Here is a 12,396-nt window from a genome sequence, read left to right as displayed (position 1 = left end):
GCTGAGGCTTAGCTGAACATCAGCGCGGTCAGCAGGAAATCGAGGCCGAGTACGGCGAGCGACGCGAACACGACCGTCTTGGTCGTCGCGCGCGACACGCCCTCGGGCGTGGGCTTCGCTTCATACCCCTGAAACAGTGCAATGAAGGTCACGGCGAACCCGAACACGATGCTCTTGATCACGCCGTTGCCGACGTCGGCCCACACCTCGACCCCGCCCTGCATCTGCGACCAGAACGCGCCCGGATCGACGCCGATCAGCACGACACCGACGAAATAACCGCCGAGCACGCCGACCGCGTTGAAGATCGCGGCGAGCAGCGGCATTGCGATGATGCCGGCCCACATGCGCGGCGCGATCACCGTCTTGATCGGATCGACTGCCATCATCTCGAGCGCCGTGAGCTGCTCGCCGGCCTTCATCAGGCCGATCTCGGCGGTGAGCGACGTGCCGGCGCGGCCCGCGAACAGCAGCGCGGTCACGACCGGGCCGAGCTCACGCACCAGCGACAGCGCGACCAGCAGGCCGAGCGCCTGCTCGGACCCGTAGCGATTCAGCGTGTAATAGCCCTGCAAGCCGAGCACGAAGCCGACGAACAGGCCCGACACGGCAATGATCACGAACGAATAGTTGCCGAGAAAGTGGATCTGCTTGGTGACCAGCCGCGGCCGGCGCAGCAACGGGAAGAATTCCAGCACGAGGCGCACGAACAGCCGCGTGCCGTAGCCCGCGCGCTCGAGGCCGCCGATGACGTAACGTCCGATCGCGCTGATCATGCGCGCCCTCCGCCAAGCCCGAAATCCGCAGTCAGCGGCGGGCTCGTGTAATGAAATTTGAACGGGCCGTCCGGCGCGCCGTCGATGAACTGGCGCACGCTCGGGTCGGTCGACGCGCGCAGCTCGTCGGGTGTCCCCTGCGCGAGCACGCCACCATTGGCCAGAAAATACACGTAGTCGGCGATCGCGAACGATTCCGGCACGTCGTGCGTGACGAGGATCGACGTCGCGCCGAGTGCCTCGTTCAGCGTGCGGATCAGGTTCGCCGTGATGCCGAGCGAGATCGGATCGAGGCCCGCGAACGGTTCGTCGTACATGATGAGCTGCGGGTCGAGCGCGATCGCGCGCGCGAGCGCGATGCGACGCGCCATCCCGCCGGACACCTCGGACGGCATCAGGTCACGCGCGCCGCGCAGACCGACCGCGTTGAGCTTCATCAGCACCAGGTCGCGGATCAGGTCTTCGGGCAGGTCGGTGTGTTCGCGCAACGCGAACGCGACGTTCTCGAACACCGACATGTCGGTGAACAGCGCGCCGAACTGGAACAGCATGCCCATCTTGCGGCGCAGCGCGTACAGGCCGTCGCGCGTCTGCGCGCCGACGTCGGCGCCGTCGAACAGCACCTGGCCGCGGCGTGCGCGCACCAGTCCGCCGATCAGGCGCAGCACGGTCGTCTTGCCGCAACCCGACCCGCCCATGACGGCGACGACCTGGCCGCGCCTGAAGCGCATGTTCAGGTTCGACAGGACGAGGCGGTCGCCATAGCCAAAGTCGACGTCGCGAAGTTCCAGCAGTGTCTCGGTAGGAGTGGGGCTCACGGAGCTGACAGTCCTTTTACGCAGAACGCCGAATTATAGGGCCTGCATTGGAATGATGTCGTGACGCCGTTCCGGGCCCTGCGGTCAATGATTGTCAAATTGTCGGGCAAAACATTGCTGCAACGCAACAATCGCCGCCCGATAATCGTCTGCGCCCGTGACCGCACTGACCACCGCGACGCTGCCGACGCCCGTCGCCAGCACGTCCGGCAACGCGTCGAGCCCCACGCCGCCGATCGCGACGAGCGGCGCGCGCGCGCCCGCGAAGCGCGCATAGCGGGCAATCCGCGCGAGGCCCTGTGGCGGCGCCGCGACGGCCTTGGTCGCGGTCGTGTACACGGGGCCGAGCGCCAGATAGCTCGGGCGCACGTGCAACGCGCGCAACATCTCGTAATAACCATGGCTCGACAGTCCGAGCCGCAGGCCCGCGCGCGCGATCGCGGCCAGATCGGCCGTTTCGAGGTCCTCCTGACCCAGATGTACGCCGTACGCGCCCTCTTCTATCGCGATTTGCCAGTGATCGTTGATGAACACGCGTGCATCGGGATAGCGGCGCCCTGCCGCGACCGCACGTGCGACTTCCCGGCGCAACGCGTCCGGGTTCGCGCCTTTCACGCGCAGCTGCACGGTTCGCGCGCCGCACTCGAGCACGCGTTCGACCCATTCGGCGTCGGGGACGACCGGATAGAGGCCGAGTTGCTTGGGGCACGGCGGGAATGCGGGCTCGGGTGCCGCGGCCAGGCCGGCGACGCGCGGGAACCGCGCGGCATCGACCGGCCACGCATCGGCCCCGCGCGTTTCGTCGCCGTCGCGCCACGCCAGCGCGAGCACGAGCGCGTCGATCGGCGCGAAACCGCAATCGAGGAACGCCGCGAGCGCCGCGATCCAGTCGTCGGCGAGCGGATGCGCAGCTTCCAGCGCGTAGCGCACGCCTGCGGCGTGCAGCACCGCGCCGTGCTCGCCGAACTCGATCGCGACCGCGTCCGACGACGCGGGGCGCGATGCGGCCGACGCGCGCGCCTGCGCGGCACGATCGCCGGCCGACACGATCAGCACGTCGCCTTGGGCCGGCACGTCAGGCGCCGCGACGCACAGCCGCCACGCCGCCGTGCCGGTCGGCCAGTCGCCCAGGCGGGCGCGAATCCGCTCGGCCGCTTCGGCCAGCTCGTCGGCCGGCGGCCAGAAGGCATCGGCGAAGCGCGCACTCATGCGCCGCCCCCGTCCTGGTGCCAGAACGGCATCCCGACGACCGGCGTGCTCGCGTGCGCGGTCTCGCGCGCATCCATCGGCCCGGCGAGATAGGCCGCACGGCCGGCCTCGACGCCTTGCGCGAACGCACGCGCCATGATTTCCGGATGCGTGGCCTGCGACACGGCCGTGTTCAGCAGCACGCCGTCGAAACCCCACTCCATCACCTGGCACGCGTGCGACGGCACGCCGAGCCCGGCGTCGACGATCAGCGGCACGTCCGGCAGCCGCTCGCGCAGCACGCGCAGCCCGTACGGATTCACGACGCCCTTGCCGGTGCCGATCGGCGCGCCCCACGGCATCAGGGCCTCGCAGCCGACGTCAAGCAGACGCCGGCCGATCACGAGATCCTCGGTGCAGTACGGCAACACCTTGAAGCCGTCCTTGACCAGTTGCGCGGCCGCCTCGATCAGCCCGATCGGGTCGGGCTGCAGCGTGTAGTCGTCGCCGATCAGCTCGAGCTTGATCCAGTCGGTATCGAAAACCTCGCGCGCCATGTGCGCGGTCGTCACCGCCTCGGCGACGGTCTGGCAACCGGCCGTGTTCGGCAGCAGCGGCACCGAGTGACGCTTGAGCAGATCGAAAAAGCCGGCCTCTGCGGTGCCGCCGGTCATCTGGCGGCGCAGCGCGACCGTCACCATCCCGGGGCGCGACGCGGCGATCGAATCGGACAGCGACTGCAGCGACGGGTAGCGCGACGTGCCGAGCAACACGCGGCTTGCGAAGGTTTCGCCGTACAGCGTCAGCGCGTCGGCGGAAGTGAGGGACGTCATGTCGTTTTCCTGGAAGAGCAGAGGGCGAACCGGCGGCGCTCAGCCGCCCGCGACGGGGTGCACGACGTCGAGCTTGTCGCCCGTCGCGAGCGCGCGCGCCGCATGCTGCGTGCGCGCGACGAAATTGCCGTTCAGCGCAACCGCGTACGGCGGACGCGCGCCGTACGCGGCGAGCGCGTCGGCCACCGTTGCGCCGTCGGGCAGGGTCAGCGTCTGTTGGTTGATCTGGATATCCATGAGTCTTGGTCGAATTCGGTCGGCGGCGCGCATCAGGCCGGCTGGCGCGCGTCGTCGCGGTGATGGAGGAGCGTCGGCCAGCGCGCGGCATCGCGCCACGCGGCGAACGCGTCGGCATCGGCGAACGCGCCGCCGAGCGCGGCTTGCGCGAACGCGACCGCCGCATGCGCGACTTCCGGCGCGATCATGAAGCCGTGCCGGTACAGGCCGTTGACGGCCAGCGTCGTCGCGCCGTCCCAGATCACCGCCGGGCGGTGATCGGGCAGCGTCGGGCGGCATTGCGCGTTCAGTTCGAGGATGCGCGCCTCGCCGAACGCCGGGTGCACGGAAAACGCCGCGCTCAGCAGTTCGAGCGCCGAGCGCACGCTGACGGGCGACATGTCCTCGCCCTCCACTTCGGTCGCGCCGATCACGTACAGGTCGTCCTGTTTCGGCGCGATGTACAGCGGATAGCGCGGATGCAGCAGCCGCACGGGCCGCGTAAGCCCGATGCCTGGTGCGCACACGCGCGCGACTTCGCCGCGGATGCCCCGCAGCGCGGGAAGCGCGGATTTCGCGCCGAGCCCGCGGCAATCGATCGTGAAATGCGCGTCGGGCCGGTTCGCGTCGTCGATCGTCGCGTGCCAGTGCAACTCGACGCCGCGTTGCGCGAGGCCCGCCGCGAGTGCGCGCAGCGCCTGCCGGTTGTCGAGCTGCCCTTCGCGCGGCAGCATCAGGCCGCGCGCGAAGCGCCCCGCGAGCGCGGGCTCGGCCGCGTCGACCTGCGCGCCGGCCAGCGCGACGAAGCCACCGTCGAACAGTTCGGCCGGCGCGTTCGCGCGCACGCGCCGCTCGAACAGCGGCGCCTCGGCGCGATCCGCTTGATGCCAGACGACGAGCGTGCCGTGCTGCTGGAAGAACACCGGTTCGGGCAGTTCCGCGAGCCATTGCGGCCAGCGCGCGAGCGATGCCGCGCCGAGCTCGGTGATCAGCAGCTCGGCGCTGGCCGCCTCGGCGAGCGGCGCGAGCATCGCGGCCGCGATCCACGCGGCCGACTGCTCGCCGTCCGGGCCGCCGCGCTCGTACAGCGCGACGCGATGCCCGTCGCCCGCAAGCCGCCACGCGATCAGACGGCCGACAAGGCCGCCGCCGAGTACCGCGAAATCGGGCCGGGAAGCGTGGAGGTTCATCGCGCGCCCTCCCCGCGAACAGCGCTATCGCGTGCGACGAACGTCGACGCGCATGCACCGTCCCGTGCGGACGCACGCGACAGCGGATCGGGAACAGCGCAAAAGACTGAAGATTGAGCGGTCATCATTCCTTCCGTAACGCGCGACGCGCGTACCCAAAAGGACGAAACCGGCAGCAAAGGCCGGCCGGGCGGGACTCGGGCGCTGACCATGTGGGATGGCAGCCAGCGCGGCCCGGCGGGATCAGAAACTTCCCTCGCCGGTATTACCCGGATCGGGTGCGAAGGGTCTTTCTCAGCCTCGCCGCGTCGCCCGGAACTGTCCGTCGGCCGCGCTCGAAGCACCCCTGTTTCGTCGTCGGCCATTAGACCATAAAAGCGGAAAGCGCCGCAAACTGTCCCCTTGCGGCAAATTCGCCGTCGCGCCGCGCCGCTCTGGCACAATGCCCGCAGGCCGGCCGCGCGAGCGGCCGGTTGCCGCGTCACCGCCGGCCTTAAGTGCCGTTTAAGACGCGCGGGCCACCATCCGGACGCCCGCCGTCAGTCGGCACCTCGTCCCGGCATGCCGTACCGCGGCGCGCGTCCGGCTCCGCCAGGCCCGCGCGCCGGCTACTCATCAGGAAGCACATGACCCAATCGATCGATCCCGTCCGCTCCGTCTCCGACGCGCCGCAGGACGAGCGCCCGGTATCCGCATGGAGCCTCATCAAGCCCTACTGGGTGTCGTCCGAATGGAAAATCGCGTGGGGGCTGCTCGTCACGATCATCGTGATCAATCTTTGCGTGGTCTGGATCAATGTCAAGCTGAACAAGTGGAACGCGCAGTTCTACAACGCGCTGCAGTCGAAGGACGTCCACGACTTCCCGAACCTGCTGATGCAGTTCTCCGCGCTCGCATTCGGCTTCATCATCCTCGCGGTGTACGGCCGCTACCTGCGCCAGATGCTCGGGTTCCGCTGGCGCCAGTGGCTCACCGACCGCTTTCTCGGCCAGTGGCTCGGCGATCGTGCGTTCTACCGGATCGAACGCGACCGCCTCGCCGACAACCCCGACCAGCGGATCACCGACGACCTCCAGTCGTTCGCGACGACGACGCTCGCGCTGTCGCTCGACCTGCTGTCGACGGTCGTCACGCTCGTGTCGTTCATCACCATCCTGTGGTCGCTCGCGGGCGCGCTGACGTTCTCGCTCGGCGCGACGCCGATCACGATCCCCGGCTACATGGTGTGGGCCGCCGCGCTGTACGCGGTGGTCGGCTCGCTGATCATCCAGAAGGTCGGCCACCCGCTCGTGTCGATCAACTACCAGCAGCAGCGCGTCGAGGCCGACTTCCGCTTCGGGCTGATCCGCGTGCGCGAGAACGCCGAGCAGATCGCGTTCTACGACGGCGAGAAAACCGAGACCGTCAATGCGCAGAACCTGTTCACGCGCATTCGCGACAACTGGTGGCGCGTGATGAAGTACACGAAGCGCCTTACGTTCGTGCTGAGCTTCTACGGACAGATCGCGATCATCTTCCCGCTCGTCGTCGCGGCGCCGCGCTATTTCGCGGGCGCGTTCTCGTTCGGCGTGTTGATGCAGATCTCGTCGGCATTCGGCACCGTCAGCGATTCGTTCTCCTGGTTCATCAACAGTTACTCGACCCTCGTCGAATGGCGCGCCACCGTCAACCGTCTGCGTGAGTTCAAGCGCGTGATGGGCACGTCGCACCTGAAGGAAAGCATGTCGCCCGCGACCGAGCACGGCGGCATCAACCTGCATTACGTCGATGCCGCGAAGCTGTCGACGTCGTCGCTGAAGCTCGCGCTGCCGAACGGCAACGCGCTCGCGAACATCGGCAACGTGACGATCGAACCCGGCTCGCGCTGGCTCGTGGTCGGCAAGTCGGGTTCCGGCAAGAGCACGTTCATGCGCGCGCTGGCGGGCCTGTGGCCGTTCGGCGACGGCGCGATCGATGCGCCGGTCGGCGCGCGGATGATGTTCGTGCCGCAAACCAGCTACTTGCCGATCGGCACGCTGAAGGCCGCGCTCACCTATCCGGCCGCGCCCGACGCGTTCACCGACGACGCGTGCCGCGACGCGCTGCGTGCGTGCCACCTGGAAGACTACGTCGGGCGCCTCGACGAGACCGCCCACTGGACGCGCGTGCTGTCGCCGGGCGAACAGCAGCGTCTGGCCGGCGCGCGCGTGCTGCTGCACAAGCCGGACTTCCTGTTCCTCGACGAAGCGACGAGCGCGCTCGACGCCGACAATGAAGCGCGGCTCTATCATCTGTTCGCCGAACGGCTGCCGAAGGCCGCGATCGTCAGCATCGCGCACCGCGAGGCGCTGGCCGCGTTCCACGTCGGCACGATCAACGTCGAACGCGTGAACGAGAGCGACAAGGTCGCCGCTTAACCGCAAAAAAGGCCGGCGCATACCGCGCCGGCCTTCACTTCCTCGTTCTCCCCGCCTTCCAGCTTTCCCGCTACGCCGGCGCGACCGGCGCCGACACGATCGGCACATGCGACACGCCGTCGTGCGACAGCCTGCTTTCAAACAGCGTCAGCGCGACGAAACGCAGCGCGACCGGCCGCCCGGTCGCACCGCCGCGCGCTGGCTGCCCGTCCGCGTCGCGCGGCAGCCGCGCGAGCGTGACGTGCGGCCTGAACGGCCGGCCGTCGGCCGGCACGCCCAGTTCGTGCAGCAGCGCGGACACGTCGGCATTCAGCGCCGCACAGGCGGGATCGGGCGCCAGCTCCGCGACGATCAGCCTCGCGCGCGGCAGGCTCGGCCACCACGCGATCCGCTCGACCAGCTGTAACGGCAGCGCATGCCCGGCCGCGAGTGCCGGCAGGCGCGCGGCCAGCGCATTGCACCGCCCCCGTTCGATTGCACCGATGAACGAGAGCGTCACGTGCAATTGAGCCGGCATCGTGCGCCGCGCGCCGCGGGTGACCGGCAACGCGTGCAGCGCATCGCGCGATGCCGCATCGGGCACCAGCGCGACGAATGCACGGAGCCGGTCGCCGTTCATGACTCGCGCACCGCCACGCGCGCTTCGACCACCGCGCCCTCCGAAGCCGGACGCTGCGGCAGCGGACCGTGCTCGCCCCACACGTCGGCGGGTAGCACGCTTGCAAGCTCGGGAATCGTGTTGCGCGTGAACACCGGATCGGCGACGCCTTCCGCGCGCTGGCGGCGATAGTCGCGCCACGCGGCATGCGCATACTTGCCGAGCGCGAGGATCGCGACCAGGTTGATGATCGCCATCAGCCCCATGCTCGTATCGGCCATCGCCCACACGAGCGGCAGTTGCCCGACGCTGCCGAACATCACCATGCCGAGCACCGCGATGCGGAACAGCGGCAGCACGCCGCGCCGCTTCGTGATGAAGTCGACGTTGCCTTCCGCGTATGCGTAATTGCCGATCACCGACGAGTACGCGAAGAAGAAGATCGCGACGGCCATGTAGATGCCGCCCCAGTCGCCGACGTGGCTCGCGATCGCGCGCTGCGTGAGCGCCGCGCCCTCCATGCCGGTGCCGAGTTCGTACTGGCCCGACAGCAGGATCACGAACGCGGTCGCGCTGCAGATCACGATCGTGTCGACGAACACGCCGAGCATCTGGATCAACCCCTGCACGACCGGATGCCGCACGCTCGCGGTCGCGGCCGCGTTCGGTGCGCTGCCCATGCCGGCCTCATTCGAGAACAATCCGCGCTTCACACCCATCGCGACCGCCTGGCTGACTGCATAGCCGGTCAGGCCGCCCGCTGCCTGCTCGAGCCCGAACGCGCTCTTCACGATCAGCGCGATCACGCCCGGCACCAGCGCGACGTGCGTCGCGACCGCGTAGACCGCCAGAGCAAGGTAGCCGATCGCCATCACCGGCACGATCACCTGCGCGACCGACGCTATGCGGCGAATCCCGCCGAAGATGAGCGGCGCGGTGAGCAGCACGAGGCCGAGGCCGACCGTTTCGCGGCTCCAGCCGAACGACGTATGGAACGCGTCGGCGATCGCATTGGCCTGCACCGCGTTGAACACGAAGCCGAACGCGAGGATCAGCGACAGCGAGAACAGCACGCCGAAGCCGCGCGAGCGCAGGCCCGTCTGGATGTAGTACGCGGGGCCGCCGCGATAGCTGCCGTCCGGATGCGACACCTTGAAGATCTGCGCGAGCGTCGCCTCGACGAACGCCGACGACATCCCGACGAGCGCCGTCATCCACATCCAGAAGATCGCGCCCGGCCCGCCGACCGTCAGCGCGACCGCCACACCGGCGATGTTGCCGGTGCCCACGCGGCTCGCGAGGCCGGTCGCGAACGCCTGGAATGACGAGATGCTGCCCGGCTCGCCCTTGCTGCCGACCAGTTTGATGCTGAGGAACAGCGCCTTCAGCTGGATCATCCGGAACCGCAGCGTGAACCACGCGCCCACGCCGAGCAGCAGCGCGATCAGCACGTAGTTCCACAGCACACCGTTGACGGCGTCGATCAGCCCTTGTACGAATGCTTCCATTCAGAGTCCTTGTAAATGGGGTCAGTCAAATGCGGCGGCCACGCGAACGCGGCCAGCGGGCGATGATATGACAGTTTCCAAGGAACATTACAAAATGAAAGTATTTGGGATCGCGGAAAATCAACGTCCGATGTGATCAGGTTAGGCGACGCTTCGGGGAGGTGCGGGGGGATGCGACGGGGCGGGCGGCGCGGCGAGTGCATGCCCGGGGCGTGCGACATGCCCCGGATCCCTGCTCTTTGTCACACGGTGAGCCAGGCTCGGCGAGCAGCGATCCCGAGCGGAAATACCATAGCGGGCGAGTCGCGATCGTTGACAATCGAAAACAGTCGCAATAGTGAATCGCCAAACAGAAATGGCGTTAAAAAACGAAACTATGCTTTAAGCAGTTTTCCCTACCCATTAATCACGACTACCCCTCCCAGAAACCCCCGAGCTCGAAAAAACAGAAATAGCCCGGGTGAATCCGATGCAGTTTATTGCGATACCGGTTGATTGCCGCAAAAGAATTCACCCATCGACGACGCGCATGCGTCTGAGTCGGTCGGCGCGGGTCGCCGCGGGGATCCTCTGCCCGCGGCGACCGCAAACAATTCTTATGCTCGTAGCGATTGCGGCGCTCTTTCGGCGACTGCCTGGAAGGCATGAACCGGCGTCCATTGTTGTGCTTGGGTGCCGTTGTACGGGAATGCCCAGACGAGGTTGTTGGCCTGCCGACTATCGTAATGATCGTCGATCACGAGGCCGGTGTTGGCGAGTGACGTGATGTAACCGGGGCGAATGGAGATGCTCCACCGCTGCGAAGGCGCTCCCGTGAACGGGCGCAGGACCAGCGGCGTTTCGGCGGCGACCTTGCCATCCGCGAAATCGACCGCCAGCTTGCCTCCGCCGTTCAAATCGCTGAAATCCAGAATGATGAAACCAACGGTGGGATCGTAGTCCCACAGAGTCTGCACATTCGGGTCGGTGAAGTAGCGAAGTTGCAACGGGGCATTAGGGCCGATCACGCTGCCGTCGGTATTGTTCTGGGCAACACCGAGGGCGCGCGTCGGATCATGCGTAAACTGAAACGACATCGATATATACGCCATGATTTTCTCCAAAGAGTGTGAAAACCAGACCGTTCAATATGCCCGAATTAATCGGACAAAAATCACTATAGGCGGCAGCAGACCCCGATTCAACGTCTATTTCGAGATAAATATCGATATTTTTGTTTTTATGAATAGTCGATTTAATTGATGCCGAATAAATTGATGGGTGCTCACGGAAAATCCCCGCCAACCCAGTCGTCTCAGGCTCGCGCCCCATAAAAAAACCGGGCGTCCTTTCGGACGCCCGGTTTTCTTCGAAACCCGCTCGCGCGCTTCAGCTTAGCGCGGCAGTTCCGAATGCCCCATCAGGTACGCGTCGACCGAGCGCGCGCACTGGCGGCCTTCGCGGATCGCCCAGACGACGAGCGACTGGCCGCGGCGCATGTCGCCAGCTGCGAACACCTTGTCGACCGACGTGTAGTACGAGCGATCGCCTTCGGTCGCCGCACGCGCGTTGCCGCGTGCGTCCTTCGCGACGCCGAACGCGTCGAGCACGGGCGCTGCCGGCTGCGTGAAGCCCATCGCGAGCAGCACCAGGTCGGCCTTCATCTCGAACTCGGAGCCCGGCACTTCCTGCATCTTGCCGTCCTTCCACTCGACGCGCACCGCGATCAGCTTCTCGACCTTGCCGTTCTTGCCTTCGAGACGCTTCGTCGCGACCGCCCAGTCACGCTCGCAGCCTTCCTCGTGCGACGACGACGTGCGCAGCTTGATCGGCCAGTACGGCCACACGAGCGGCTTGTTTTCCTCTTCCGGCGGCTGCGGCAGCAGCTCGAACTGCGTGACCTGCTTCGCGCCGTGACGGTTCGACGTGCCGACGCAGTCCGAACCGGTATCGCCGCCGCCGATCACGATCACGTGCTTGCCCTTCGCGAGCAGCTGGTCGGTGAGCTTGTCGCCCGCGTTCACACGGTTCTGCTGCGGCAGGAAGTCCATCGCGAAATGCACGCCGGCCAGCTCGCGGCCCGGCACCGGCAGGTCACGCGGCGTTTCCGAACCGCCCGCGATCACGACCGCGTCGAACTCTTCCTTCAGCGTGTCCGGCGAAATGGTTTCCTTCGCGAGGCTGCCGATCGATTCGGGCAGCGGATCCTTGCCGATGAACACGCTGGTGCGGAACGTCACGCCTTCCGCTTCCATCTGGCGCATGCGGCGGTCGATCAGCCACTTCTCGAGCTTGAAGTCGGGGATCCCGTAACGCAGCAGGCCGCCGACACGGTCGTTCTTCTCGAACACCGTCACGTCGTGGCCCGCGCGCGCGAGCTGCTGCGCGGCGGCGAGGCCCGCAGGGCCCGAGCCGACGACGGCAACCTTCTTGCCCGTCTTGTGCGCGGCCGGCTCAGGCTTCACCCAGCCTTCCGCCCATGCCTTGTCGATGATCGCGTGCTCGATCGACTTGATGCCGACCGGGTCTTCGTTGATCCCGAGCGTACACGCGGCCTCGCACGGTGCCGGGCAGATGCGGCCCGTGAATTCCGGAAAGTTGTTGGTCGAGTGCAGGACTTCGATCGCCTGCTGCCAGTCCTGGCGGTAAACGAGATCGTTGAAGTCCGGGATGATGTTGTTGACCGGGCAGCCGTTGTTGCAGAACGGGATGCCGCAATCCATGCAGCGCGCGCCCTGGACCTTCGCGTCCGCGTCGGTCAGTGCCGCGACGAATTCCTTGTAGTGCTTCACGCGCGTGAGCGGTGCTTCGTACGCCTCGTGGCGGCGTTCGAACTCCAGAAAACCGGTTGCCTTGCCCATAAGGTGCTCTTCTGTTCGGTGTATCGGGTGGGG

11 protein-coding genes and 1 riboswitch are annotated in these 12,396 nt (G+C 67.1%); of the genes, 1 reads left to right on the top strand and 10 read right to left on the bottom strand.

Annotated elements, in window-relative coordinates:
- Positions 1–8: 8 nt before the first annotated feature.
- From mlaE to WS66_RS14385, 6 genes are all read right to left on the bottom strand, one after another.
- On the bottom strand, positions 9–776 hold the full coding sequence (gene mlaE, locus WS66_RS14410) for a lipid asymmetry maintenance ABC transporter permease subunit MlaE (protein WP_059599807.1): 768 nt from the start codon (positions 774–776) through the stop codon (positions 9–11).
- Positions 773–1,594 (bottom strand): ABC transporter ATP-binding protein, encoded by an 822-nt coding sequence (locus WS66_RS14405; protein WP_059599806.1) that lies wholly within the window; start codon positions 1,592–1,594, stop codon positions 773–775. The genes mlaE and WS66_RS14405 overlap by 4 nt, the downstream gene beginning before the upstream one ends.
- Before the next feature lie 84 nt (positions 1,595–1,678).
- Positions 1,679–2,803, bottom strand: coding sequence for a thiamine phosphate synthase (gene thiE / locus WS66_RS14400; protein WP_082728863.1), 1,125 nt, complete (start codon positions 2,801–2,803; stop codon positions 1,679–1,681).
- A complete protein-coding gene (locus tag WS66_RS14395) occupies positions 2,800–3,615 on the bottom strand; it encodes a thiazole synthase (protein ID WP_059599805.1) in 816 nt (271 codons plus the stop codon). The genes thiE and WS66_RS14395 overlap by 4 nt, the downstream gene beginning before the upstream one ends.
- A gap of 39 nt (positions 3,616–3,654) precedes the next feature.
- Positions 3,655–3,852, bottom strand: a complete 198-nt coding sequence (gene thiS, locus WS66_RS14390) for a sulfur carrier protein ThiS (protein ID WP_014898319.1) — start codon at positions 3,850–3,852, stop codon at positions 3,655–3,657.
- Between the two features lie 32 nt (positions 3,853–3,884).
- Entirely contained in the window at positions 3,885–5,021 is a 1,137-nt protein-coding gene (locus WS66_RS14385) for an FAD-dependent oxidoreductase (protein ID WP_059599804.1), read from the bottom strand.
- A 234-nt stretch (positions 5,022–5,255) separates the two neighbouring features.
- Positions 5,256–5,379: riboswitch (TPP riboswitch) on the bottom strand.
- Positions 5,380–5,647: 268 nt separating this feature from the next.
- On the opposite strand from WS66_RS14385, the gene WS66_RS14380 reads away from it, so the two are divergent.
- The gene (locus tag WS66_RS14380; protein ID WP_059599803.1) at positions 5,648–7,417 is read left to right on the top strand and encodes an ABC transporter ATP-binding protein/permease; all 1,770 of its coding nucleotides are present in this window, start codon (positions 5,648–5,650) and stop codon (positions 7,415–7,417) included.
- A 70-nt stretch (positions 7,418–7,487) separates the two neighbouring features.
- On the opposite strand, the gene thpR is transcribed toward WS66_RS14380, so the two are convergent.
- The 4 genes from thpR to WS66_RS14360 form a co-directional block, all read right to left on the bottom strand.
- A complete protein-coding gene (gene thpR / locus WS66_RS14375; RefSeq protein WP_059599802.1) occupies positions 7,488–8,036 on the bottom strand; it encodes an RNA 2',3'-cyclic phosphodiesterase in 549 nt (182 codons plus the stop codon).
- Positions 8,033–9,523: an alanine/glycine:cation symporter family protein gene (locus tag WS66_RS14370; RefSeq protein WP_059599801.1), complete on the bottom strand. Its 1,491-nt coding sequence runs from the start codon at positions 9,521–9,523 to the stop codon at positions 8,033–8,035. The genes thpR and WS66_RS14370 overlap by 4 nt, the downstream gene beginning before the upstream one ends.
- A 596-nt stretch (positions 9,524–10,119) precedes the next feature.
- On the bottom strand, positions 10,120–10,614 hold the full coding sequence (locus WS66_RS14365; RefSeq protein WP_108064680.1) for an RICIN domain-containing protein: 495 nt from the start codon (positions 10,612–10,614) through the stop codon (positions 10,120–10,122).
- Between the two features lie 282 nt (positions 10,615–10,896).
- A complete protein-coding gene (locus WS66_RS14360) occupies positions 10,897–12,363 on the bottom strand; it encodes a glutamate synthase subunit beta (RefSeq protein ID WP_059599799.1) in 1,467 nt (488 codons plus the stop codon).
- Between the last annotated feature and the right edge of the window lie 33 nt (positions 12,364–12,396).

The sequence above is a fragment of the Burkholderia sp. LA-2-3-30-S1-D2 genome (assembly GCF_001523915.2).
Taxonomy (GTDB): domain Bacteria; phylum Pseudomonadota; class Gammaproteobacteria; order Burkholderiales; family Burkholderiaceae; genus Burkholderia; species Burkholderia diffusa.
Note: the sequence above shows the minus strand (reverse complement) of the source record. Positions and strands in the feature narration are given on the sequence as shown.